This is a genomic window from Bacillus sp. HNG (assembly GCF_003400205.1).
GTDB lineage: Bacteria > Bacillota > Bacilli > Bacillales > Bacillaceae_L > Ferdinandcohnia.
Window position 1 is genome coordinate 158,073 of record NZ_QUQV01000009.1, and the last position, 26,248, is coordinate 184,320.

Sequence of the window (26,248 nt, forward strand, 5' to 3'; positions counted from 1 at the left end):
ATTTAGAAACTATTGATTTGGTAAATGATAACATGGAATGGTGTTATCATGATGGCGACGAAGATCCAAATGCCAAATGCCGGCACCTGTTATGAAGGTTGGAACAAAAGTAATAGTTGGGCATATCCAGAAGGTTGGTAAGACTGGGGTACGATCCCAATGGACTTTACCGAAGTTGGGTGGCTAAAGTACAAAGGAACTGTTTTCAGTACAAATCCTGATACAGACTGTCAAGTATTCGCGACAACAGAATACGGTAAAGCAAAAAGTACGTACTTCTTACGTCACACATTCAGATATTGATGAAAGAACAACATGAGCTGTATGCTAACGCTGCAATAAAAAAGTTCCCTTATTGTATTTTTTACTAGTCAAAAAGGAGAATCATGATTTCAATCACGATTCTCCTTTTTATTTTCCAAATAAATGGATGGGAAAACATGTTATGAAGTGGATGATTTAAAAACGTTTAAATTCATTATGATAGTATAGTAGGCAACCGTAAGTCACAGTAACCCTAAAAATAGGGTTAGTAAAATCTGTTCGTTATAATAATAAAAATGAATCTTCGAATTTATAAAAATAGAAATTGAAAGGTGGGGCTACTTTTGGGTAAAGTTAACTATTTAACTGACTATATTCCTGTACTTGAAACTATTAAAAAGATTAATGAGCTGGATAAACCTATAATTCTTGCAATCGATGGAAGATGTGGAAGCGGTAAATCTGGATTGGCTGAAATGCTAAAGCAGGAGGTTGACTCCAATGTTTTCCACATGGACGATTTTTTTCTACCGTTTGATATGAAAACAAAAGAACGTCTTACAAAGCCAGGTGAAAATGTTCATTACGAACGATTCAATAAAGAAGTTCTCACTCCATTGCTTCAAGGAAAGAAGGTTATTCATCAGCCATACAACTGTCAAATAAGAGAATTTGACCAACCGATACATACAGAACCGAAAAAACTGACGATTGTAGAGGGGAGCTATTGCATGCATCCCTCATTACAACCGTTTTATGATATTAAAATCTTTATGACTATTAATAAAGAAATACAATTGGAGCGGATTCGCAAACGAAACGGCGAAGAAAGGCTTCAGGACTTTAATAATAAATGGATCCCTATGGAGGAACTTTATTTTAGCGAATTAAACATCGAAGATAAATGTGACTTTACGATTGATACATCAAATATATGGTAATTGAAAGTAAGGAGAATGTTGAAAATGAGAAATGTCCAGCTTAGAAAAATCATTTTTACAGCTTTATGTATATCCATTGGGTTAATTTTTGCACAGATAGTGAAAGTCATACCAATTCCATATCCTGGCGCTGTTTTATTGCCTATGCATATACCCGTCTTAATTTGTGGTTTTCTTTGTGGAAGGGCTTATGGTGCATTATCTGGCCTTCTGTTGCCATTAATAGGTTTTATTTTAACGGGGATGCCACCCATATTTCCAACAGGTCTATCCATGATGCTAGAATTAGCAACATATGGGGCATTGACTGCTATAATCTTTGACTATACAAAAGGAAAAGTCTACATTAGCCTAATTGGAGCAATGATAGGCGGAAGAATTGTAATGGGGATTGTAAATACTGTACTTCTTAGTTTTACTGATAATGCATATGGGTGGGCCATATTTATTTCTGGTTCAATAGTTACTGCACTCCCTGGTATTATTATTCAACTTATCTTGATTCCTATAATTGTTCTTTCATTAAAAAGAGCGAAACTAATTACAATAAGTTAAAAAGAGAAATATTCTAAACGAACCTTCCCAAGTTATTGATAGGAAGGTTCTTTATAATTGTATTTAAAATATGTTATTTTATAGAACCTATATGATAAAAAACTAGGAGTGACATATATGAAGGATATACCATACATAGATTCACTAAATGAAATTATTGATACTCAACTCAAGCCCTTTGTTAAAAAAATCGATGAAAACGCCTATTACCCAAAAGAGTTTCACAAAAAAATCGGAGGTCTAGGCTTTTTTAGCTCATCAAATTTACAAAATGAATTTGTACGTTATCGAGAAGCCCTTTTAATTCAAGAAACGGCAAAGCATTGTATGACATCAGCATTTACTCTATGGTGCCATCTAGCCGCTACGTCTACTATAAGATTAAGCAACAATCCATATTTAATAAAGGAGCTATTACCCTTATTAGAGTCCGGCGAGGTACTTGGTGGAACTGCATTATCTAATGCTTTAAAATACTATTCTGGATTAGAAGACATACGTTTACAAGCAAAACGAGTCGAAGGAGGATATACCATCTCTGGGAGTTTGTCAAATGTATCAAATTTGTGTAACGATCACTGGTTTGTCATCTTTGCATCAGTAGAGAAGCAACAAAGAATACTCTGTATTTTACCAGTAAATATAAAGGGGTTAGGGTTAAAGCAAGTTGTAGGACTTATTGGGTTAAACGGAAGTGCTACGTTTTCATGCACATTTAATAATGTATTCATTCCTGAACAATGGGTTATTACCGAAGATGCAGATAACTATATACCTAGAATTCGACCCATATTAGCACTTTACCAAATACCTTTAGGTTTAGGAGTATCTGAAGCAGCAATAGAATCCATTTATCAAACTTACAACAAAAATAAGGCTTTAAATCAGCATGTAAGGCCTCAACTGGCTGAGTTAGAGACAGAGCTTCAATTACTCAAAAATAGAACGATCGATTTCACTCAATTACAAGACCTATCAGAACAAACGAAAAATATAATGCGAACCCGGTTAGAAATGGTCTATTTAACTTCTAAAATCGTTCATAATGAAATGATATCTAGTGGAGGAAACGCTTATTTCCAAACAAGCAATTCATACAGAAGGTTAAGGGAATCATATTTTCTTGTGAACCTAACTCCAACTTTAAAACAATTAGAAATGCTTCAGTAGCAAGAAAAACGCCCTAGTTGCCATAAACAGGGGCGTTTTATATTGGTTTGCCAAATTCAAAAAAACAACCTATTATAGTGAATGCTTAAACTTTTTACATATCCCAGAGGAATATTAGCAATGTACCGAAAATGGTAATTAGAGCGATTCCCAACATGAAATATACGTTGGTATAAATGGCAGCTTTATCTTCTGTTTCACCAGCATGCATAAACACAACAAGCTGAAGGGCTGCCTGTATGAATGCTGTGACAATTAGAATGGCAATACCTACAGCAAATGTTAAATCTAAAAAGTAAACAACAAGTGCAACAGAAGTCAGGACCAATGAAAATACAAAGCCCATTATTTGCTTACGCGGAAATAATTCATTCATTTTACATCAATCCTTTCAAATAGATGAAGCTGAAAATGAAAATCCAAACAACATCTAAGAAATGCCAATACAATGAAAAGATGAATGATTTACCTGCGTTTTCTGCAGTTAGCCCTCTTTTTCTAATTTGAAGGATAATCATTAGTCCCCAAACTAAACCAAAAGTTACATGAGCTCCGTGAGTACCTAATGTTGTTAATAAAATCGCTGTAAACGCACTCGTTTGTAAACCTGCTCCAATGTGTACATAGTGAATAAATTCATAGATTTCGACACTTAGGAATGCCAAGCCTAGTAGCAAAGTGATCCAGAAAAAAGCTAACATTGCTTTTTGTCTGCCAAGACGCATGGCATGAATTGCAAGCCCTATTGTAAAACTACTAGTTAAAAGAATAAATGTTTCAATTAATACTGGTGTGATTTCGAAAATCTCTGCACCAGTAGGTCCGTTACCAGTCCGGTTTTCTAATGTGAAATAGGACGTAAACAACGTTGCAAACAGCATAATTTCGGCTCCGATGAAAACCCAAAAGCCAAATATATTTAGTTGGTTCTGACTTGTACTATATTCAAGAGGTTGAGAGCTTTCTAGTTTCATTATTTCATACCTCCTAATCTCTCTTCTGTCTTTTTGATTTCAGCTATTGATAGATAGCGACCATGATCTTTTCCGAATGAACGGTATGTCATACATGCAAAAATACCAATTGTTGATAGTATGACTAGTGGCCATATAGCAAAGACAAATGCAAAGCCCCAAACAAAGAAAATGGCACTCATGATAAATGGTAAACCACTATTATTTGGCAAATGAATTTTCTTTACCTCATCTGGGAATAGCACATGTCCATTCTTTTTAAAATCCCAAAAAGCTTGATCTGAATTTGCATGTGGAATCAATGCAAAATTATATTCAGGAACTGGAGTATGTGTTGCCCATTCTAGTGAACGTGCATCCCATGGATCGCTACTAATATTTCTTGGTGAATGTCTAAAACTGTAGTAAATATTGTAAACGATTAAAGCAAAGCTAATGGCCATTAAAGCTGCTCCAACAAATGAAATCATATTCATCATTCCAAATCCTGTACTTTCTGAGTAGGTGTACATTCGTCGGGCCTGCCCATCCAATCCAGAAATGTACATAGGGAAGAAGGCTAAGACAAAACCAATGGATAGGAACCAGAACGCCCACTTTCCAATCCTTTCGTTTAACATAAATCCAAACATTTTTGGCCAGTAGTACGTAAGCCCAGCAAGCATGGCAAATACAACACCAGGAATGATTGTATTGTGGAAGTGAGCCACTAAGAACATGGTATTATGGTATTGATAGTCAGCTGCTGACATGCCTAGCATAACTCCTGTCATTCCACCTATAATGAATAGTGGAATAAAGCCTATTGAATATAGCATTGGAACTGTAAAACGAATTTTTCCTTTCCACATCGTAAATAGCCAGTTAAAAATTTTAACCCCTGTCGGAACAGCAATTGCCATCGTTGTAATCGAAAAGAAGCTATTGGCTAATGCGCCTTGACCCATCGTAAAGAAATGGTGAGCCCAGACGAGACATGATAGGAATGAAATGATAACCATGGAAGCAACCATTGATTTATAACCATACAGGTTTCTACTAGAGAATGTAGAGATAATCTCACTATACAAACCGAATGCAGGTAGAATTAAAATATATACTTCTGGATGTCCCCAAACCCAAAATAGGTTTGCCCAAAGCATATCCATTCCGCCATTCGTTGATGTAAAGAAGTTTGTTGCAAATAATCGGTCCATTGTTCCCATGGCAAGCGCAACTGTTAATACTGGAAACACAGCTGCGATAATGATATTAGCAACTAATGTAGACCATGTGAACATTGGCATTTTCATTAAAGTCATACCTAGTGCTCTCATTTTAAAAATAGTCGTAATCATGTTAATACCTGTCATTAATGATCCAAGACCAGATATTTGTATGGCTATCATATAATAGTTCGTTCCAACTGACTTACTAAATTCATTACCTGCAAGTGGAAAATAGGATGTCCAACCTGCATCAGGAGAACCACCGATTATGAATGATATGTTAAATAACATGGCCCCCATGAAGAATAACCAAAAACTAATGGCGTTTAATCTTGGGAATGCGACATCACGAGCTCCAATTTGTAATGGAACAAGGTAGTTCATAAATGCAAAGATAAATGGCATCGCCATAAATAAAAGCATGACGATTCCGTGCGTTGTAAAGATCTCATTATAATGTTGAGCATCTAATAATTTATTTTCTGGAACAGCTAGTTGGGCTCGCATCATGATTGCATCTACGCCACCACGAAAAAGCATAAGCAATGCTGAAACGAGGTACATAATTCCGATACGTTTATGGTCAACCGTTGTTAGCCATTCACGCCATAAATAACCCCATTTCTTAAAATAGGTTAATCCGAAAATAATTGCGATAACTGTTAGTCCGATTGCTACCATTGATGCATAGATTGCGGGACTAGGATGTGGTATGGCAAAACGCTCAAAAAATTCCATTCTTTTTTAATCTCCTTTCAAAAATATATGGTCTAACTCTGTAAGGTTCGAATCTTAATGATTACTGTTATCTTGAGGTTCGTGTGAATCTTCGTCAGATTCAGCCGATCCTTGACTATGATCACTATGTTCACCTGGAGGTGGCATGAACTCTAAATGAGTTCCAGTGTATGTGGACCGTCCAAGATGACCTGGTTCTAATAAATCCATGAACTTTTCTTCAGTAAGTGGGTCAGCCCTATCCCTTACTTCTGCTACCCATTCATCAAAATCAATTTGGGACATTGCTTCAACATGAAATGTATTTTCTGCAAATCCCTTTCCACTAAAGCTCGCATTACGTCCCATAAATTCACCTGGTTCGTCTGCAGCTAGATGTAAAGTAGTGAGCATGTCAGCCATTGCATACTTTTGGCCACCTAGCTGCGGAATCCAAAAGCTGGTAATTGGTCCATAGGAGTAAAGCTTAAATTCAAGTGGTCGGTGTGTTGGGATATTCAAGTAGTTTACTGTTTCAATCCCTTCCTCCGGATAACTAAAATGCCACTTCCAATCAGAAGACGAAGCATAAATAACCAATGGCTCTTGATTCTCATATTCTTTCGGTGCTGATTCAACAATGTAGTTACTTTGAACAGACACAATTGATAAGTACGTAACGATTAAGATTGGAATCCCAACACATATTGCTTCTACCCATGGATTCCCTTCAATGTGTGGTGGTTCATAATCAGCACTTTGTTTAGATGCTCGATATTTGATTAAAATATAGATAAGCATTGCGAAAACAACAATAACAACAGCTGACATAATTCCAATCGATAACAAAATGTCTTGTGCTTGCCTTTCCGCTTGAGGCCCCTTAGGATCTAGGACTAAGAGTGGTTCGCACCCTGTTAAAACAGTGAGTATAGTAAAAACTAAAGAAAAGATAATAAATTTGGTTCTACTTTTCATGTATAAGCTCCTTTCGTTTCAAAATGTAATAGCTAAATACGAGAAAGTTATTTTTGATTCACAATTGGCTTTTATATTAATCTCATATTTTTTGAAAGACAACGACTTTGTGAATCCTTTAACAAAACGTTCAAAAACAGAAAAAAATTTTTTACTATCAGATTTAACTTCATAAAAGTATTCGAACTATTGATAAATAAGGGTTTGAATGAGAAAGTATATGTCACTAATCTTTAAAATTGGAAGAGTGGATGGTTTAATTAATAGGAGAGTGGATGGTTAAACGAAGGACTTCTTACTATATAATAAATTTATTTGGAAATACCTTTTAATAAATATTTTTTTAGATATAGCTTTTTGTGCTGTAGGCAAACAAAATTACTGTGAGGTGTACTATGAAGACATTAATGATTTTAGTAATAATCATTGGAATTATTTCGCTAATTGGAACGCTTTTAATTGCAGGGAAAAGTGATTCGAACTATAGCAGCGCGACTAAAAGAAATACAACAAATTTAACTCTAATCTATGTTGTCATTATTACTTTGGCTGTTATAGCTTTAGGGATATATATAGTGATAATGTGATGAAATAACTAATCTCATCATCTGTGTAGTTATTTTATTCATAAATGAGGATACTAACCTTGTTAATGTGTAAATGAAATATATTAACTGTAAGGAATGTATAGCTATGGATTGGAAACCTGATAGAAAAGCAAAAAAAGCGATTTATAAACAACTTGCGGAATATATTGAAAATGGGATAGCAGATGGTACATTTCCACCGGATAAGCCCTTGCCTTCCGAAAGATTTCTAGCGAAGGAATTAAATATAAATAGAAGTACCGTTGTAGCTGCATATGATGAGTTGGAGTCTAATGGACTAATTAAGAGGAACCGTGGAAGTGGTACAACTATAAGCCAGGATATATGGGGCATTACCAAAAAAAGAATCCCTAGCTGGAATAGATATGTAGAGGCAGGATCCTTTTTGCCAAACTTGCCTGTTACACAAAAGATTCGTAAAGAAACAGAGGAACATAATCTGATTAATTTAGCGAGTGGGGAATTGTCTGAGAATCTTTTCCCCATTGAGGTCTTGCGGAATCTCACTTCTACAAGATCCTATATTGGTAGCATCGGGTATGACCACCCTCAAGGGAACAAAATATTAAGAGAAACAATCTCAAAACATGTTAGGGATTCAAGAAGTATTGAGAGTAGTCCGAGTTCCATACTTATCACATCTGGTGCGCAGCAGGCTTTGCATTTAGTCGTACAATGTCTGTTAAAGCCAGGTGATGCAATTGCGATAGAAGAGCCATCTTATCATTACAGTCTTCCTATCTTTAAATCAGCGGGAGTAAGAACATATTCGTTACCAGTAGACAATGAAGGAATTAACCCAGAGGATCTTGTTTCTCTATATAAAAAGCATCGGATAAGAATGATATTCTTGAATCCAATCTTTCAAAATCCTACTGGCACATTATTAAATGAACATAGGCGAAAGAGGATCTTGGAAATTTCATCTGAACATGGAATACCTGTTGTCGAAGATGATCCATATAGTTTAAGTTCGTTTACAGGTGAACAGATCTCTTCCTTAAAATCTATGGATGTTAATGGCAACGTCTTATATATAAGTTCATTGTCAAAAATTGTTGCTTCTGGTTTACGAATTGGCTGGATAATAGGTCCTAAACCCGTCATTGAAAGATTATCAGATGCTAAGCAACAAATTGATTTTGGACATGCTAGTTTCACTCAATGGATTGCAAATGATTTTTTAGAATCAGACGAATTTGACTCACATATAAAAAACTTAGTTGTTCAATTAAAAAGCCGAAGAAATCAAATTGTTTCCAGTCTATCTGAGTATTTAGGGGATCAAGTTGATTACTATACCCCTAAAGGCGGTATTCATATTTGGTGTAAGATTAAGAAGGATTTTAATGAAATACAACTTTTGGAAGAGTCAATAAAGAGGGGCGTTATTTATGTTCCTGGTTCCACAATGGGCTCAAACAAGAATTGTGTACGATTTACATTTGCTCGGGAAAATGAGAAAAACATTAACGAAGGGATCAGAAGATTTGCAAGTGCACTGAACGATATTTAAAAAAGCTAATTCTCCGTATCTAGTAGGGGAATTAGCTTTTTTATTTCATTTCCTAGATGCAAGTGGATGGTCAAAAAATGAGTAAAGTGGTTGATTGAAAAAATAAAAAAACGAGTATTATGAAAGAGTGGATGATTACCACACTCTTTAATAGCTAAATAATGGATACTTCGAAAGTTATTGTGTGAACTGATTCACAATTCATTTTCACATTTGATACTTAACCGGACTATCATTTTGAGTAGGCATGGGGGGATATAGGTTGGAAAAAACGTATCAGATTAAGAAACGCAGTGTATTAGATAGAATTGAGCCATATAAACCCGGTAAACCAATTTGGGAAGTGCAAGAGGATCTAGGATTGAAAAGGGTAATTAAATTAGCCTCAAACGAAAATCCGTTAGGGCCTTCACCTAAAGCAATTGAGGCAATAATGACCAACTTAAATGGTATAAATCGATATCCTGATTCACACGCAAATCAATTAAAACAGAGTATTGCATACCAATATGGGTTATCCCCCAGTCAACTGATTATTACAAATGGTGCAGATGAATTAATTACGCTCATTTCTGAAACATTTCTTGAGGCAAGTGATGAGATTATAGTACCCTCTCCATCTTTCGGTGAATATGATTTTGGAGCTCATTTGATGGGAGCTAAGATTGTAAAGGCCCCCCTAGATTATAATTTTAGTTTTAGTATTGAAAATATCTTATCTGCCATTACAGAATATACAAAATTAATATATATATGCTCACCAAATAATCCAACAGGTACGTATATGCCTAAGCAGGGCTTAGAGCAGTTACTACAAAAACTACCAAAAGATATTTTGGTAGTCTTCGATAGCGCATATAGTCATTACGCAACAAATGAGGATTATACGGATGGCATTGAGTATGTTAAAGACGGATTTCCGATTATAATTTTACAAACCTTTTCGAAAATTTATGGTTTGGCTGGATTAAGGATTGGCTTTGGAGTGGCACCAGAAGCGGTTATTCAAGATATTCAGCGGGTAAAAGAACCGTTTAATGTAAATACTCTTGCACAAACTGCGGCAATTGCAGCGATTAATGATGAAGTACATCTTAAAAAGTCTAAGCATACTAATACGATAGGGCGTAATATGCTTTATGAGGGACTTACGCACTTAGGGGTAACATATACCGAAAGCATGAGTAATTTTGTTCTAGTGGACTTTGGGCCAGATGCAAAACAAATTTATGAGAAATTACTAGCAAAGGGTATAATCGTTCGCTACGGTGATACGTGGGGAATGTCCAAGTATATACGATTTTCAGTTGGAACATATGAGGAAAACATTCAGCTATTACTTGCACTTAAATTGATTCTAGGCAACAGGAGTGACGATGATGAATGAGATTGCTAGAAACCTAAACGAATTAATAAAGTCCCATAATCAAAGCATATTTGAGATGCTATCAGATTTTGGTCGGAAGGCATACTATCCGAAAGGTATCTTAAGCCAAAGTGCCGAGGCCAACGAGAAAGCCACACGATTTAATGCAACAATTGGTATTGCAACTGAACATGATGAACCCATGCATTTTAGTCATATACAAAAAAGATTAAATGGATTATTACCAAAAGATATTTATCAGTATGCACCTCCTTCTGGGAGGATTGAGCTCCGTAATGAATGGTACAAAAAGCTACTGCATAATAATCCCAGTTTAGAAAATAAAAATATTAATCTCCCAATCGTAACAACAGGTATTACACATGGATTGAGCATAGTAGCTGATTTATTTATAAATGAAAATGATTCAATCATTTTACCAGATAAATATTGGGGGAACTATCAATCTATATTTTGTCTGCAAAGAGGGGGAAGTCTAAAGGCCTTTGAATTATTCGATAAAGATGGGAAATTTAATGTAAGCGGGTTTAGAGAACGTTTAATGGAGCAAAAAGTAAGTGGTAAGGCAATTGTCTTGCTTAATTTTCCGAATAACCCCACTGGATATACCCCATATGAGGACGAGGCTTCGGGAATCATCTCTACTTTAGTAGAGGCTGCGGATTTAGGGATAAATATTGTTCTCATTATTGACGATGCTTATTTTGGGCTTTTTTATGAAGATTCAATAAGTGAGTCATTATTTGGTAGAGTTGCAGGGCTTCATAAAAGAATACTTCCAATAAAAGTAGATGGCGCCACTAAGGAAAGTTTTGTATGGGGGCTAAGAGTGGGATTTATTACATTTGCGTGTGAAGTTCCGATATTAGAAATTTTAGAACATAAAGTGGAAGGCGTAATTCGTAGTTCAATATCAAGTAGCTCTATTTTGTCCCAATCTATCATTTTAGACTCATTACGATCAGATGAATATAAGCTTGAAAAAAGAGAAAAATATGAAATTATGAAAAGGCGTGCGTTAAAAGTAAAGGATATTTTAACGAAAGAAAAATATAAAGAAGTATGGAGCATTTATCCATTCAACTCAGGATATTTCATGTGCTTAAAGCTTTTAAATGTAAATGCTGAGGAGTTAAGAGTGCATTTATTAGATCGCTATGGAGTGGGTACGGTTTCCATAAATCCTACAGACTTACGAATTGCTTTTTCAAGTGTTGAAGAAGAGGATTTAGAAAAAATATTCGAATACATTTATCAAGGTGTAGATGACTTAAAGGTAAAACACCTTAAACCTATACTACAACAATGATAAATACACCATGAGCGCAAAGGAAAGGTGGTAGAGATGGTTTCCCAATTTGAAACACCCTTATTTACAACTTTAAAAAATCATGCAAGTAAAAATCCAGTTCAATTTCATATTCCGGGTCATAAAAAGGGTAAAAATATGGACCCGAATTTTAGAGAGTTTATAGGTGAGAATGCTTTATCGATTGATTTAATAAATATTAATCCTTTAGATGACTTACATCTTCCAAAAGGAATTATTAAAGAATCTCAGGAATTAGCTGCAAAAGCGTTTGGGGCTGACCATACCTTCTTTTCTGTTCAAGGGACAAGCGGGGCCATAATGGCGATGATTATGTCCGTTTGTGGCCCAGGGGATAAAATACTGGTGCCGAGGAATGTTCATAAATCGATCATGAGTGCAATTGTTTTTTCTGGTGCGATTCCTATTTTTATTCACCCGGAAGTAGATCCATATTTCGGTATTTCTCATGGGATAACACCTGATTCAATTGAAAAGGCACTACATTTGCAACCGGATACTAGGGCGATTCTTGTAATAAATCCAACTTATTATGGTATTTCAGGAGATTTAAAACGGATTGTAGAAATTGCTCATTCAAGAAATATCCCTGTTTTAGTCGATGAAGCACATGGGGCTCACATCCACTTTCATCGTGACCTTCCCCTTTCTGCAATGGAAGCAGGAGCTGATATGGCTGCAACAAGTGTGCATAAACTGGGTGGTTCCCTTACGCAAAGTTCAATCTTGAATCTACGTGGAAACCTTGTATCTCATAAACGTGTACAGTCTGTAATAAGCATGTTAACAACAACTTCTACATCTTATCTACTTTTGGCTTCTTTGGATGTAGCTAGAAAATCATTAGCAACAGAAGGATATGCTTTATTAGAGGACACTATTCAAAAAGCAGAAGAAACACGAAGAAAAATTAATGAGCTTGATTATCTATATTGTATGGGAATAGAAGTACTATTTTCAAGCTCCGCAGTAGCAATGGATCCTACTAAGCTTTTAATATCTGTAAAAGAACTAGGTGTAACAGGATTCTACGTTGAAACATGGTTACGCGAAAAGTTTAATATTGAGGTAGAATTGTCTGATCTTTATAACATTTTATGTATTGTTACTCCCGGTGATTCAGAGGAAGACTTATATTTACTTGTACAAGCATTAACTGAACTGTCACAAGAGTTTCGTTCTACAGTTAATAAGAACGTAAATAGTTCAGTACTATTGCCTGAAATTCCAGTATTAGCTCTTACGCCTAGAGATGCTTTTTACGCTGAAACAGAAGTCATTCCTTTAGAAGAATCAATTGGTAGAATTATAGCTGAATTTGTTATGGTGTACCCACCAGGAATACCTATATTTATTCCTGGTGAGATTATTTCAGAAGGTAACTTGGACTATACAAAAAGAAATATAGTAGCAGGTCTTCCAGTTCAAGGTGCTGAAGATGAACATATGAAAATGATACGTGTATTAAAAGAATATATACCCATTAAATAAAACAATAATTAACTAGAGGTGGATACAACATGAATTATGCAAAATTAATTGACCATACACTACTATCACCAGTTACGAGAGAATATGAAATTCGAAGTTTGTGTGGTGAAGCAGTGGAATTTGGATTTGCTTCAGTATGTGTGAACCCGACATGGGTAAAACTTTCTGCAAGTATTCTAAAGGGTTCAGGTGTTAATGTATGTACTGTTATTGGCTTTCCGTTAGGTGCTAATACACCGGAATCTAAAGCAACTGAGACAGTTAATGCGATTAAAGATGGTGCTACAGAGGTTGATACAGTTATTAATATAGGTGCCTTAAAAGATAAACAATACGACCTAGTTGAACAAGATATTCGTGCAGTAGTAGAAGCGGCAAAAGGAAAGGCATTGGTCAAGGTTATTATTGAGGCATGTTTGTTAACAGACGAGGAAAAGGTCCATGCTTGTCTGTTGGCTGTAAAAGCAGGTGCCGATTATGTGAAAACTTCAACCGGTTTTTCGCTTCATGGTGCAACAGTAGAAGATGTACGAATAATGAAGAATGCAGTTGGAAGTAATTTTGGGGTAAAGGCTTCTGGGGGTGTCCGAAACCTTGATGATATAAAAGAGATGGTCGCAGCAGGAGCAACAAGAATCGGTACGAGCTCTGCAGTAACTATATTTAGTGAAAACAATATACTAGTTAAAAATTAATTAAAATGCAAAAAAGTAGGGAGGCCTTATCTATGGAGAGTACGCATCATAGTGTTAGAGTCGCCGTTATCCAGGCTGCATCAATTATTATGGATAAAAATGCAACTATTGAGAAAGCAGTAAAATTAATAAAAAATGCTACTGAAGAAGGTGCTAAAATAGTTGTTTTTCCCGAGGCATTTATTCCAGCATATCCAAGAGGATTGTCATTCGGCACTGTTATAGGGAGTAGAACAGATGTTGGTAGGAAGGATTGGTATCGATACTGGGATAACTCTATAACAGTACCTAGTGATGAAACAGACATACTTTCAAAAGCAGCGCGTGAATCAGATGTTTATCTAGTGATTGGTGTAATTGAGCGAGATAGCCAGCATAGCGGAGGGACATTATACTGTACAGTGCTATTTTTTGGTCCAGATGGAGCCCTTTTAGGAAAACACCGTAAGTTAAAACCAACAGCAGCTGAACGCATCGTTTGGGGAGAAGGTGATGGAAGTACACTACCTGTATTCGATACTCCTTATGGAAAAATTGGTGCTCTTATTTGCTGGGAAAATTACATGCCTCTTGCAAGGGCAGCTATGTATGCCCAAGGTATTCAACTATATATAGCACCAACGGCAGATGCAAGGGAGTCTTGGCAGTCAACGATCAGGCATATTGCAATGGAAGGTAGATGTTTTGTTTTATCATCTAATCAATATGTGACAAAGGATATGTATCCAACTGATTTAGCCTGCTATAGCGATCTTGATACTGCTCCAGATATAATGAGTAATGGTGGGAGTGCAATCGTCGGTCCACTTGGTGACTATGTAGCCTCACCTATTTGGGGGCGAGAAGAAATTATAATAGCGGATCTTGATCTGAAACAGTTAGCCTACAGCAAGTTTGATTTTGATGTATTTGGGCACTATTCACGTCCTGATGTCTTTACGCTTTTGGTAAATAAAGAAAAGCAAAATGGTATCAAATGGGACGATTAATCTATTTTTATAGACTTACATGCTGATTTCCATTTTGCTAGGAGGTCAGCTTTTCTTTTTATAATCATTATGAGGGAGAGGACAAGACTTGCCTATTTTTTACTTATTCGACTTCCGTTCATTATGGAGTCCCTATTTCATATTATATTTGCTTTGTATTTTGTTCTTTTATTTTCTAATTACGATAAAGTTTCGACATCATTTTAAAAATAGTCGTCCATTATTGATAAAAGAGGTAATTTCGTTCGTATTATTTATTATCCAATTTTACATAATAAAAGGTTCGCCTGTTGATTTAATGAGCCATATGATGATAACAATGCACATGGTACAAATGGCATGTCTACTACTTATAATGCCGATCCTATTAATTAAGGGAATACCAGGTTGGATTTGGAAAACAATATTTAATATAAAAATAATAAACCAGTTATTTACTTTATTTACAAAACCTTTAATTGCAATGATTTTATTTAATGGGGCATTTTCAATCTATCATATTCCAATTGTTCTCGATTTCTCAAAAACGTCTAATGTTTATCATGCATTAATCCATACTACGTTATTTGTATTTGCTTTTTTTATGTTTTGGCCAGTATTGACTCCTTTTAAAGAAAAGTCTATGACCGGGTTAATGAAAACTGGTTATATGTTTGGGAATGGAGCCCTTATGCTACCAGCATGTGCGCTTATTATATTTGCAGGTTCCCCTTTATATAATACTTATTCTGATCCTGTAGCATGGCTTAATGCTTTGGCCTTATGCTCAACGCCGTCTTCTTTAAGCGGGTTGGGCTCAGCTGGACCTGCATTAATAAGTATATTTAATCCTTTGGGACTCCTTCATGATCAACAACTAGCAGGAATAGTCATGAAAATTATTCAAGAAATTGTTTATATCATCATTATTGCAACTATTTTTAAAGAATGGTATCGAAAGGATGCAGAGGAAGCACGAGAAGAAACAGAAAGAGTTATGTTGAATCAAAAAATATAATGGTAAGCGGTTCCACTTTGTTTTACTTTTTTGTGAACTAAGTCATTGACGGAGCATTATATAAGAATCATTAATTATGAGAACAACGATTTATTAATAAAAGGTATTCATATGTAGAAAAAATTGGAGGATTTTGGTGGTTTTTGTGCGGCCACAATTATTGTTCCATTCAGCTTAGCGACATAATTTGTTAAGTAAATATTATAATATGGGGGGGCATCATGCTCGATCAAATTGTTAACACCATCGTCAATTGGCTATGGAGTCCTGTTTTAGTTGCTTTTATTGTTTTTTGTGGTATTTATTTTAGTATTCGTACAAGATTCCTACAGATTCGTCATATTAAAGAAATGGCAAGACTCATTATTTCAGGAAAAGGATCAGATGCAGGGGTTTCTTCTTTCCAAGCGTTGGTCATGTCTTTATCAGGCCGTATCGGTGTAGGGAATATTGCTGGAACCGCAACAGGAATAGCGTTTGGAGGTCCAGGTGCTGTATTTTGGATGTGGGTTATTACGTTCATTGGTGCAACCTCAGCTTTCGTTGAGTCCACACTTGCACAAATTTATAAGGAAAAGCAAGATGGTGAGTATCGAGGGGGACCAGCATTCTACATAGAAAAAGGACTTGGTTGGAAATGGTTTGCCGTCATTTTCGCAGTTGCAACACTACTTGCGATGTCATTTTTGATGCCAGGAATACAGGCAAATGCCATTGCTGATGGGATGCATAATGCATTCGGGATTGACAAATCAATTACAGGATTAATTGTTGTCGCACTTGTTGGATTTACGATCTTTGGTGGAGTTAAGCGTATTGCGAGAGTTGCAGAATTAGTCGTTCCTTTTATGGCGGCTGGTTATCTATTAATTGCAATAGCAATAATAGTAGTGAATTTTGGAAAAATTCCAGAAGTATTTGGACTAATTTTCCGAAGCGCTTTCGGGGCTGAAGAATTATTTGGTGGAATTCTTGGTTCAGCCGTTATGTGGGGAGTAAAACGTGGACTCTATGCGAACGAAGCCGGTCAAGGCACTGGTGCACACCCAGCTGCGGCAGCTGAAGTATCTCACCCAGCTAAGCAAGGTCTCGTACAAGCATTTTCTATTTATTTAGACGTATTCTTAGTAGTAACATCAACTGCAATGATGATTCTATTTACAAATCAATATAATGTGATAAATGAAAAAACTGGAAAATTCATTACTGAAAATCTTCCAGGATTAGAAACAGGTGCTGGTTATACTCAAGCAGCAGTAGATACCATTCTCCCCGGATTCGGGCCAGGATTTGTCGCAATTGCACTATTCTTCTTCGCCTTCACAACCATTTATGCCTATTACTATATTGCAGAGACAAATCTGGCTTATCTAGTACGGGGCAGATTCAAAGGTCTAGCTTTTCTTGCGTTAAAACTCGTTCTTATTGGTTCTATTTTCTATGGCTCTATAAGAACTGCAACAACAGCATGGGCAATGGGGGATATTGGACTTGGAATAATGGTTTGGCTAAACTTAATTGCAATCTTACTGCTTTTTAAACCAGCGTCTATTGCATTAAAGGACTACGAACAACAACTAAAACAAGGAATAGACCCAGTATTCAATTCATCTAAATATGGAATAAAGAATGCAGACTTCTGGAAAGATGGTTACCACAAGTCACAGAAAGATAAGGAAAAAGAGATTTCATAAATATTTTTTCTACGGAACTTAAGTTTAAAATAGTTAGGCTCCAGCTCCACAGTTGGTTCCTTTTTAATTAAATCAGATTAAGGGTTTGGATAACAAAGACGACTTTTAATTCAAAAAATGAATTTTGGTCGTCTTTTTTGATTCCATATTTTTTTAATTAAGGAAGAGAGCCTAGTAAATTGGAAAGTGAAGGAAACGGTGTAACTAAAATACTTGAAATTCAAAGAAATCCATACCCCGATAACATGGCAAGAAATGACCGATTTAATGAAATAAAATAAAAAGCTGTTATATTTAGAGTTAACCAAGCATATCCATTAATTAAAAATAATGGGAGTTTGGTTTTTGTGCGTTATAAAACACATATTGTAAGTTCATTGACGTTAGGGGCTGGAATATCAATCATTACTCATTATCCATTTCATATTGGTTATGTTGTAGGTATTAGTATTGGGAGTTTATTACCTGATATCGATGAGCCGAATTCTTTTATTGGAAGAAGGTCTATGGGACTTGCTACATATATTAATAAGAAATATGGCCATCGAGGAATTACCCATAGTTTATTTGCTTGGATACTAATATCAATTGTTTGTTTAATTATTCCATCTCCTCTTACCTTAGGAATTTCACTAGGTTACCTCTTTCATTTATTAGGTGACTTTTTCTCTGTACGAAGCATCCCAGTATTTGCTCCACTGAACTATAATCGCCCTAAAATTTCTATCACCTACAGAACGGGGAGTATAACAGAAAATGTAATACTCTATATCTTTAGTATTTTATTATTTTACTTTATCTTTGGTATCGGTAATTTACATATATATTTATTCCATTCAATAGCTGAAGTTATCAGTTCGACTATTCGTATTCTCCTGAAACTATTAGAGGTATCCATTACTTAAAATCGGCTAAATCAATTCATAAATTTCTTTTCCTAGGTCCTATCTATACCTCTAACAAACTCACTATTTATGGCAAAATCATCCAATAAGTAACTATTTTATATGAGGTGGTTAAACTTTGGGAAAACACATACAAGAGGTAACACTAGATGGAAAGTTTGTATCCAGAGAAGTTGCTACAGTTAAGGATATTACTTTATTAGTAAAAAAAGACCGTGAGATTGATATTGAGGTATTGCAGAATTTTCCTATTGAATTATTGGATGAGGAGTTGTCAAGCTACCTTTGGGTAGAAGGAAGTAGAGTACTAATTAATTCCTTTTTAACAATAGACAATCGGAAAATGGATATTGTAGAAAAAATAGGTAACATAAGCATTATAGGAATAAGTGAGCGTCAAAATCTAATTTTAAATTTTCAGGAGGATTCATTAATCGCAGAGGGAACATATAGATTTACATATAATTTTCTTGATATGTTATTCCAAATGGGCAAGTTTTCTTCATACTGCCTTGATAACAAGTTTGAGCATATTTTAGTAGAAACTGTATGCAAGCTATGTAATCAAATACCTAGTAAGCAATTCCAATATAGACTCATTAAACATCAGGAAGATTGGTTAATCAGGGGGGTAACATCAACTAGATATCAAAATTATGATAACCATTTGGCGCTTTATCTAACTCTATATAGTCTACATAAACATGCAAAACAAGCAAGCCAATGGTTTGTATTTGAAAAAGCATATATTAGTGATTCCGAAATTGTTGTGATGTTTGATCAAATTAATCCAATAAATATAATAGATATTGGAAGGTTATATTTTGGTGTTATATTAATAAACAATGAAATTAAAGAAAGAACTTTTTCATTGGAATGTCGTTTTAGGCTTGAAGACATTGAAGGAAATAGTTTTGGTGCTATACCACCAGAGGGGAAGGAAACTATCTTTACAATAAGGCACGACAGCGGACTAGACAGTGTGAATACAAAATTATTTGAACTTCATAATTTACAGTCTTTTAAGGACAGAATAACTGACTTTATTATTGATATTTCCAAATCACCAGAACTATCAGAGGACCGTATCTTTTCGATATTTAAAAAAATACTAAGTACAAGGAATAAGTTTTCAACTGATACAAGAAATTCTTTTAAAAAGTTACAAGAGGAACAAGTTATTTCAAACAGTCTACATATAATTAAAGTATTTCATCGACTAAATGAGTTAGTTACTGATGTTGAAGAAAAAATTCATTTAGAAAGAATTTTTTATGAGGTTTGTCTTGAAATAAAAGATGGGAAACGGAGAGGAAGTAATTAGTCTGATAACAATTACTCACTTTATAGGATTATTTGCAATACTACAGCTACAAGTGGTTACTAACATTATTAGTAAATGGCAAATTAGTATAGAAAACTGGTTACCAACTTTAGTGTAAATTAATATTTAGATCAGTAAACCCGTTAATCCTTAATATTAACGGGTTTTTTAGTTACCAACAATAATGTCAGCGAACATCATCCAAACGGGCCAGTCGCCACCGTATGTTTTGCACTTGCGGAAAAATTAAATTTGAGCGGAAAACAAGTATTGCAGGCCTTTATTCTTGGAGTAGAAGCTGAATTAAGAATCAGCAATGCCGTATACCCGAGTCACTATGATTTAGGATGGCATATAACGAGTACGGCCGGTGTTTTTGCTTCTGAGATCTCAGTTGGAGTCTAACTGGATTTAAATGAAGAGCAATTGCTTATTGCTTTGGGATTGGCTGGAACACAAGTATTTAGCTTGCGTGAAATGTTTGGAACCATGACTAAGCCTTTCCATCCAGGAAAGGCAGCAGAGAATGGCTTGCAACCAGCATTATTAAGCCCAAAAAGGCTTTACAAGCTCTAAGCAGGTTCTAGAAGCTAAGAGAGGATTTGCCAATGTTACAGCACCGGAGCATGATTTAGAACAAGTAAATATCAACAGGGGTATTCATTCAATGGGAAACTTTGAAGAATGCATTTAAGCCTAATTCGTGCGGAATTGTTCTTCTGCAATTGATGCTTGCATTGCTTGAGGAAAAGAAGTAACAGATCCCGGTCAATTAAAAGAGATCCAAATTAATGTATTAAAACTACTAACCAACCAATAGAAATGGTTTGTGTGTAATTAGTTGTAATACTAGAGAACTAGGTTTATAATAAAAAGGTAATATATAGTATTTAATATAAAAAATGTAAAAAAAGGTAAGGGGAATTCATATGGCAGATCCAAGAGCATTTATAAGTTTTGACTTTGATCATAATGATACTGATAAAACGTTATTTATTGGTCAGAGTAAGAATTCAAAGGTACCATTTTCAATACAGGACTGGTCAGCAAAGTCATCTATGCCACAAAGTAAATGGGAGGCTATTGTTGAAGAAAAAATTAAAAAAACCAATATGGTAATTGTCCTTGTTGGAAAATATATGGCAAGTGCAACAGGGGTAAAAAAAGAAATAAAAATGGCTAAAGAAAATAACGTACCGATATTTGGAGTTTACATCGGCGGTGCTGATTCAAATAGTAATTTACCTGATGGTTTAACTCGTAGTAGAGTTGTTAAATGGGAATGGGATAAAATCTCTGAAAAAATAAATCAAATGATGGGAGAAGGAAAAAATAAGTAGGGTGTGATCTTATGCGAAAAGCACTGATTGTGGGGATAGATTATTATACGAATGTATCTCCTTTATATGGATGTGTAAACGATGCATATTCAGTTAAATCCGTTTTAGAAAGAAATGTTAATGGCACAATTAACTTTTCTATAAATTTAATTACTTCTACCGGTTCGGATAGTACTATTACAAGAAAACAATTAAAAGACAGTGTACAGGAACTTTTTAATGATGACTGTGAAGTTGCGTTATTTTATTTTGCAGGTCATGGCTATATTGAGAGTACCGGAGGGTTTCTAATCACATCAGAGTGTGAAGAAGGAGATGATGGATTTTCTCTTAATGAGCTATTAACCATTGTAAATAACTCTAAATCAAGGAATAAAATAATAATTTTAGATAGTTGTCACTCAGGAATTTCCGGAACAAATATTTCAGACTCAAACGCATTATTAAGTGAAGGATTAACAATACTTACTGCTTCAAGTGCTGAACAATACGCTTCAGAAAAAAATGGAAGTGGAGTTTTTACTACTCTTTTTATTGATGCTCTTAATGGTGGGGCTGCAAATCTTTTAGGAGATATTACACCTGGAAGTGTATATGCTCATATTGATCAGTCATTAGGACCATGGGAACAGCGTCCAATTTTTAAGACTAATGTGAAGAATTTTATTTCTTTAAGAAGTGTAAATCCACCAATAAGTCTTTCTGAATTAAGAATGTTAACTGAGTTATTCAGGAATATAGAAGATGAATTTGACTTAGACCCTTCATTTGAACCTGAAAGTGAAAATCCTATAGAGGAGAACATAAAAAAATTCCGAGTATTGCAGTCTTTTAATAGAGTGAATTTAGTTGTTCCAGTTGGAGAAGAACATATGTACTTTGCAGCAATGAATTGTAAATCGTGTAAGCTAACTCCATTAGGTATGCACTATTGGAACCTAGTGAAAAAAGAAAGAATTTAAAAGAGAGCGATTTGAAAGTCTAAAGCGAAAATACAATGTACGTTATTATTATAATATTTTTTAAAAAAGTCTCTCAAGTGTGAGGGATTTTTTATATTTCTTAGAGCAAAGTTGTTTGTCTAATAACACTCCTGAAGAAGTTGTTCTTTATATTTAAAAAGGGTAAACAGAGAAAATGTAGAATATTATATTAAAAAGGGGTGAAATCATGGCACAATTTCTTAGCACATTTGTTTTTATATTACCTGGAATAATGGCTTATTTTTGGTTGCAAGTTTTTGGGCTAAATCCATCTGTTAAACATACTGCACCAGAATTGTCAGGTATAGCAGCACTATTGTGGTTACCTGTAAGTTTCATTACATTATTAGTACTAAATACTTGGGGTGCTTTAATCACGATTGACTTTTTATCTGTAGATAAAGTTTGGACAGTGGAGGCTTTAAATACAGCTACTTCTGATATTAAATATCTAGTACTATTTTTAATTATGAGTTTTATAGTTAGCTATTTTGTTTGTTGGACTTGGAGTATATGGGGAAATGAATTTCTAAGAAATAGAATTAACTTTGTTAGAAAAACTAGGGGAATTGCTCCACTGTCATCTAGCTCATCTGTTTGGGAGGAATTTTTCATTAAAATAAATAGTGAAAGTGAGAATAATAATAAGGTTGATCATTTTGATAAAGAGGCTGTTTTAATAGTATATAAAATTGACAAACCAGAAGAATTTGTTGCGGGTGCAATGACGAAAGCTTCAAGACCATTAGAAGTGGATAAAGCTCTCGTTTTAGAAGACACTCAACAGTGGATGGATTCCATGAAGAATCATTATGATTATGATGTAAAGAGGGTTTATGTAGATATAAAATCAGGAATGGTTGTAAAGGAGATAGACCATAGAAGCCCAAAAGATAAGACCATTCCTGAAGATAACTGAAATTCTTAACCTTTTTTAGGTGGTGGTGAGACTTTCCTGCCATCAACAGATCCATTTACTCTTCCGCCTGGATTTTTAGAAGAGGGTGTCCAAGTTGTTCCTTTTGAAGGTGTTGATTGAGATTGTTCTTTAGACAAAATTATTAACTCCTTTCATTAGTTATATTTTTGTGTTCCTTAATCATTTTCTGGGATTTGGAGGAGGTGGTGGTGAAACTTTTATACCATCAATAGATCTTTCTTCTGTTTTATTAGCAACTTGTCTAATAATGTTAAAACTATTATCCATTATTAATTTCCCCTTTTTGAATATTGAAATTTATCTAATTGATATAGTTCGACAAATAGAAAAAATACCCTTTTTTTATTTAAAATGGAATATTAAATATCACTGAAAATTAAATTGAAATATAGTGTGGTCTTTTATTAGCTATTCTTTTGTTGTAACTTTTAAAAGGCACATCTCATTATTAGATGCGCCTCTTTTGCATAAGATTAGTATTAAAGAAGGGGATGTTTTTTTCATATTAAATCAAATATAAAATAGTAAAGAAAAATAGTTTATGCACTAAAAAAGATTTGCCCATCTAAGGTAAAATATCAAGAAAGGATCGACAATATATAACACATTATCCTTAAAATCTATAGCAGGTTCTCCTTTTATATCATTTTTGGCTATCTTATCCATCTGAATAAGTACATTAGTTATTTGTTGTTTAGGTGGCACCGATCTCGGGTCTAATATATCTTGAAGTGTTTTCCTAATTTCGTCAGGTGTAATTTTATTTGTATTTTGCATATTACCTATTGCAGTTAACACAGCTAAATATATATCACCTTGTTTACCATCTTTAAAATCCCGTTCTTTTCTCTCACCACGGTTTGTGGGACCATTTGCCAATTTTTCAAAAACAATATTTGACATCGAGGAGTTAATCACCTCTTCAAAGAATGAATCAAAATTTACTTGAGTATTAAGCTCTTTAGATTCATCAGATTTTTCAAAAATGTCATTCTCAAAACAGATCAATTGACAGAATTCCTGCATAAGGTGAGGGCTACCGAAAGCTTCTTGAGCGAAAATATCAATAAGTTCCTTTGGATATGTAATACCAAGTGCAGTAAATCCTTTATTTGCAATTTCAGCAAGTTCATCAACACCCCAGGGAGAAACTCTTATTTGGTATATTCGACCTGTCATCTCATATTCCACTTCAATGGCATCATTACTTCTATGTGGGACTGCAAGTAATATAAGTTTTAATCCGTCAGAAATTGCCCCTTTTAATGAGCGGATAATTAATTTCTGAACATCCCTCTCAATGTAATGGAAATCATCAATTAATAGTGGAATTTGATTTTCAATTAAAAAGTTAATAGAAAGTGACCTTAAATCTTTATTGTAGCTGTTTGCTTGTTTAGTACCAGCCTTAGATAATTCACCAATATTAGCTCCAATATCAGTTTTAAATATACCTAAATTTATACCTGCTCTTGATTGAATATTTGAATTTGTAGAGAATTCAGATGTTACTTCTTCATTTAAGGCAACGGATATATTTAGGTCACTAGTTATAATATTCCATAAATCTTCTTCCTCTGTAATATGCCCTCCCATTACCCAAACACTCTTTTCGGGAGGTATGATTTTTTTACAAAGTACGGATTTGCCAGACTTAGTTGGTCCAGTTATTGATATTATTTTCCCCTTTAACCTAAGGCTATTTCTTAACTTTGCTTCTAATCTATAATTATCCCTTGAAAAGTAAGTAATACTCGGTAGACCACCTGCTGTGAATACTTCAGTAACTTCCATATAGTCTAATTCACCTTGTCTTTTTACGGGAATTATACCATATTTATACTATATTTACTAAACCACTCATTTTAAGGGGGGCAATGCTTATCTTTAATTTAGAAACTTTTAATTGACCTTCTACATTCTGGAATTAATACGAAAAAAGGCGTTATCCTTGTTCAAGATAAGCGCGTCATTTAAATTAAATTTGGCATAATAATAATTTACTCGAATCTTCATATCAGGAGAAACCCTATCAAACCAAATATCAATAATCTCTTATTGCGTAAGTATTGTTCCAATGCATTTCATCAATATCAATCTCACCTTGCATATCTAATGATTTAACTTCATCATACTGTTTCAATTTAGCTAGACTTTGTTCGCGATCCAATGCCTCAAACTCATACCATAAATAAAAACGAATTAATAAAAACTCATTTTTAAAGTGCCTATTCAGAACACTAAATACATGGTTAAAAACTTCCATTACTGTTTTATCTCTATTTTTAATCGTTTCTGTTAAGAGTGTATATGTTTGTATTGACGTCAGCTGAAAGTTCTTCATATAGGGGTACCGTCAGGAAAATGCGGATTTACAACGCTAAGCCCATTTTCAAGACAATTCCCCCGTTTTTAACAACGTTAAGAAAGTTTTAGTGGTCTTAAAGAATCTAAGGATACCACTTTCTCGGAATTAAAATGGTATTCTCCTAGTAAATTAATAAGTTCCCAGCCTAAAGGTGACATATGATGCAATAAATCTTCATTGAAACTACCTTTCCGTTTTTGATATTCGACTGCTTTTGTTAGATGTAAAGTATTCCAGATACTGATGGCATTGATAATTATGTTTAAGGCACTGGCTCTTTGTAATTGATGCTGTATGGTCCGTTCTCGAAGCTCTCCTTGCTTTCCGAAGAAAATAGCTCTTGCCAGTCCATTCATGGCTTCTCCTTTATTTAATCCTTTTTGTATCTTTCTTCTTAAAGATTCGTCCGAAATATAATTTAGAATAAAGATTGTCTTTTCTATTCGGCCCATTTCGCGTAAGGCTGTAGCTAAGCTGTTTTGTCTTGAATAAGAACCTAATTTCCCCATAATAAGGGATGCTGAAACTGTTCCCTCTCTTATAGAATGAGCCAGTCGCAAAACATCCTCATAATTTTCTTTAATGACCTTTGTATTTATTTGCCCACGTAAAATGGCTTCTAATTTGGGATATTCACTTTCCTTATCTATTGTAAATAATTTTGAGTCCGATAAATCTCTTATTCTTGGAGCAAATTTAAATCCTAATAAATGAGTCAATCCGAAGATTTGGTCTGTGTAACCGGCTTTAATTGTACTAGTATTAGAAGTAGTTATTAACGTATCTTGCGATAGTAACTACTTCTTTTATATTTCATTAAAGAATTATTATTTGTACTATTAAATTTATGAATATATAGTATCTTACGAATTAG

The 26,248-nt window shown here is 34.6% G+C and carries 24 protein-coding genes and 2 pseudogenes; 18 read left to right on the forward strand and 8 right to left on the reverse strand.

Annotation, left to right across the window (positions count from 1 at the left end; genetic code table 11):
- Positions 1 to 159 precede the first annotated feature (159 nt).
- From DZB84_RS25000 to DZB84_RS16875, 4 genes are all read left to right on the forward strand, one after another.
- Complete coding sequence (locus tag DZB84_RS25000; protein ID WP_189655281.1) at positions 160 to 303, forward strand: hypothetical protein; 144 nt, start codon at positions 160 to 162, stop codon at positions 301 to 303.
- Positions 304 to 608: 305 nt separating this feature from the next.
- Positions 609 to 1,205, forward strand: a complete 597-nt coding sequence (locus DZB84_RS16865; protein WP_189655282.1) for a uridine kinase family protein — start codon at positions 609 to 611, stop codon at positions 1,203 to 1,205.
- A gap of 24 nt (positions 1,206 to 1,229) precedes the next feature.
- A complete protein-coding gene (locus DZB84_RS16870; RefSeq protein WP_223254481.1) occupies positions 1,230 to 1,760 on the forward strand; it encodes an ECF transporter S component in 531 nt (176 codons plus the stop codon).
- Between the two features lie 117 nt (positions 1,761 to 1,877).
- Entirely contained in the window at positions 1,878 to 2,930 is a 1,053-nt protein-coding gene (locus DZB84_RS16875) for an acyl-CoA dehydrogenase family protein (RefSeq protein WP_116353436.1), read from the forward strand.
- Between the two features lie 94 nt (positions 2,931 to 3,024).
- Here DZB84_RS16875 and qoxD read toward each other — a convergent pair whose 3' ends face one another.
- Genes qoxD through qoxA form a run of 4 tightly spaced genes read right to left on the reverse strand, consistent with a single transcriptional unit; the run spans position 3,025 to position 6,807 of the window.
- A complete protein-coding gene (gene qoxD / locus DZB84_RS16880; RefSeq protein WP_116353437.1) occupies positions 3,025 to 3,306 on the reverse strand; it encodes a cytochrome aa3 quinol oxidase subunit IV in 282 nt (93 codons plus the stop codon).
- Between the two features lies 1 nt (position 3,307).
- Entirely contained in the window at positions 3,308 to 3,904 is a 597-nt protein-coding gene (gene qoxC / locus DZB84_RS16885) for a cytochrome aa3 quinol oxidase subunit III (protein WP_116353438.1), read from the reverse strand.
- On the reverse strand, positions 3,904 to 5,850 hold the full coding sequence (gene qoxB / locus DZB84_RS16890; protein WP_116353439.1) for a cytochrome aa3 quinol oxidase subunit I: 1,947 nt from the start codon (positions 5,848 to 5,850) through the stop codon (positions 3,904 to 3,906). Before qoxB ends, qoxC begins: the two co-directional genes overlap by 1 nt.
- Positions 5,851 to 5,904: 54 nt before the next feature.
- Positions 5,905 to 6,807: a cytochrome aa3 quinol oxidase subunit II gene (gene qoxA / locus DZB84_RS16895; RefSeq protein WP_116353440.1), complete on the reverse strand. Its 903-nt coding sequence runs from the start codon at positions 6,805 to 6,807 to the stop codon at positions 5,905 to 5,907.
- Between the two features lie 693 nt (positions 6,808 to 7,500).
- Between qoxA and pdxR the strand changes: the two genes are divergently transcribed.
- The 14 genes and pseudogenes from pdxR (at position 7,501) to DZB84_RS16975 (ending at position 22,985) form a co-directional block, all read left to right on the forward strand.
- A complete protein-coding gene (gene pdxR / locus DZB84_RS16905; protein ID WP_116353442.1) occupies positions 7,501 to 8,931 on the forward strand; it encodes a MocR-like pyridoxine biosynthesis transcription factor PdxR in 1,431 nt (476 codons plus the stop codon).
- A 262-nt stretch (positions 8,932 to 9,193) separates the two neighbouring features.
- Complete coding sequence (hisC, locus tag DZB84_RS16910; RefSeq protein WP_223254482.1) at positions 9,194 to 10,318, forward strand: histidinol-phosphate transaminase; 1,125 nt, start codon at positions 9,194 to 9,196, stop codon at positions 10,316 to 10,318.
- The gene (locus DZB84_RS16915) at positions 10,311 to 11,627 is read left to right on the forward strand and encodes an aminotransferase class I/II-fold pyridoxal phosphate-dependent enzyme (RefSeq protein WP_116353444.1); all 1,317 of its coding nucleotides are present in this window, start codon (positions 10,311 to 10,313) and stop codon (positions 11,625 to 11,627) included. Before hisC ends, DZB84_RS16915 begins: the two co-directional genes overlap by 8 nt.
- Before the next feature lie 36 nt (positions 11,628 to 11,663).
- Positions 11,664 to 13,139, forward strand: a complete 1,476-nt coding sequence (locus tag DZB84_RS16920; protein WP_116353445.1) for an aminotransferase class I/II-fold pyridoxal phosphate-dependent enzyme — start codon at positions 11,664 to 11,666, stop codon at positions 13,137 to 13,139.
- Between the two features lie 29 nt (positions 13,140 to 13,168).
- On the forward strand, positions 13,169 to 13,834 hold the full coding sequence (deoC, locus tag DZB84_RS16925) for a deoxyribose-phosphate aldolase (protein ID WP_116353446.1): 666 nt from the start codon (positions 13,169 to 13,171) through the stop codon (positions 13,832 to 13,834).
- A 32-nt stretch (positions 13,835 to 13,866) separates the two neighbouring features.
- Positions 13,867 to 14,823: a carbon-nitrogen hydrolase family protein gene (locus DZB84_RS16930; RefSeq protein ID WP_116353447.1), complete on the forward strand. Its 957-nt coding sequence runs from the start codon at positions 13,867 to 13,869 to the stop codon at positions 14,821 to 14,823.
- Positions 14,824 to 14,911: 88 nt separating this feature from the next.
- Positions 14,912 to 15,820, forward strand: a complete 909-nt coding sequence (gene ctaG, locus DZB84_RS16935; protein WP_116353448.1) for a cytochrome c oxidase assembly factor CtaG — start codon at positions 14,912 to 14,914, stop codon at positions 15,818 to 15,820.
- Positions 15,821 to 16,041: 221 nt separating this feature from the next.
- On the forward strand, positions 16,042 to 17,514 hold the full coding sequence (locus tag DZB84_RS16940) for an alanine/glycine:cation symporter family protein (protein WP_116353449.1): 1,473 nt from the start codon (positions 16,042 to 16,044) through the stop codon (positions 17,512 to 17,514).
- A 347-nt stretch (positions 17,515 to 17,861) separates the two neighbouring features.
- On the forward strand, positions 17,862 to 18,419 hold the full coding sequence (locus DZB84_RS16945; protein WP_116353450.1) for a metal-dependent hydrolase: 558 nt from the start codon (positions 17,862 to 17,864) through the stop codon (positions 18,417 to 18,419).
- A 118-nt stretch (positions 18,420 to 18,537) separates the two neighbouring features.
- A complete protein-coding gene (locus DZB84_RS16950; RefSeq protein WP_116353451.1) occupies positions 18,538 to 19,743 on the forward strand; it encodes a hypothetical protein in 1,206 nt (401 codons plus the stop codon).
- A gap of 153 nt (positions 19,744 to 19,896) precedes the next feature.
- Positions 19,897 to 20,319, forward strand: a pseudogene (locus DZB84_RS25335) (MmgE/PrpD family protein).
- Positions 20,320 to 20,672: 353 nt separating this feature from the next.
- Positions 20,673 to 21,083, forward strand: a complete 411-nt coding sequence (locus tag DZB84_RS16965; RefSeq protein WP_116353454.1) for a TIR domain-containing protein — start codon at positions 20,673 to 20,675, stop codon at positions 21,081 to 21,083.
- Between the two features lie 11 nt (positions 21,084 to 21,094).
- Positions 21,095 to 22,045 carry a caspase family protein gene (locus DZB84_RS16970; RefSeq protein WP_116353455.1) on the forward strand — a complete coding sequence of 317 codons (951 nt, stop codon included), beginning with the start codon at positions 21,095 to 21,097 and terminating at the stop codon, positions 22,043 to 22,045.
- Positions 22,046 to 22,253: 208 nt separating this feature from the next.
- Positions 22,254 to 22,985 carry a hypothetical protein gene (locus DZB84_RS16975; protein WP_116353456.1) on the forward strand — a complete coding sequence of 244 codons (732 nt, stop codon included), beginning with the start codon at positions 22,254 to 22,256 and terminating at the stop codon, positions 22,983 to 22,985.
- Between the two features lie 5 nt (positions 22,986 to 22,990).
- On the opposite strand, the gene DZB84_RS25460 is transcribed toward DZB84_RS16975, so the two are convergent.
- From DZB84_RS25460 to DZB84_RS16990, 4 genes and pseudogenes are all read right to left on the reverse strand, one after another.
- Positions 22,991 to 23,122, reverse strand: coding sequence for a hypothetical protein (locus DZB84_RS25460; RefSeq protein ID WP_262983979.1), 132 nt, complete (start codon positions 23,120 to 23,122; stop codon positions 22,991 to 22,993).
- Between the two features lie 430 nt (positions 23,123 to 23,552).
- Complete coding sequence (locus tag DZB84_RS16980) at positions 23,553 to 24,800, reverse strand: ATP-binding protein (RefSeq protein WP_116353457.1); 1,248 nt, start codon at positions 24,798 to 24,800, stop codon at positions 23,553 to 23,555.
- 250 nt (positions 24,801 to 25,050) lie between these two features.
- Positions 25,051 to 25,350 (reverse strand): hypothetical protein, encoded by a 300-nt coding sequence (locus DZB84_RS16985; protein ID WP_116353458.1) that lies wholly within the window; start codon positions 25,348 to 25,350, stop codon positions 25,051 to 25,053.
- A 77-nt stretch (positions 25,351 to 25,427) separates the two neighbouring features.
- Positions 25,428 to 26,171, reverse strand: a pseudogene (locus DZB84_RS16990) (Tn3 family transposase); the annotation flags it as partial.
- Between the last annotated feature and the right edge of the window lie 77 nt (positions 26,172 to 26,248).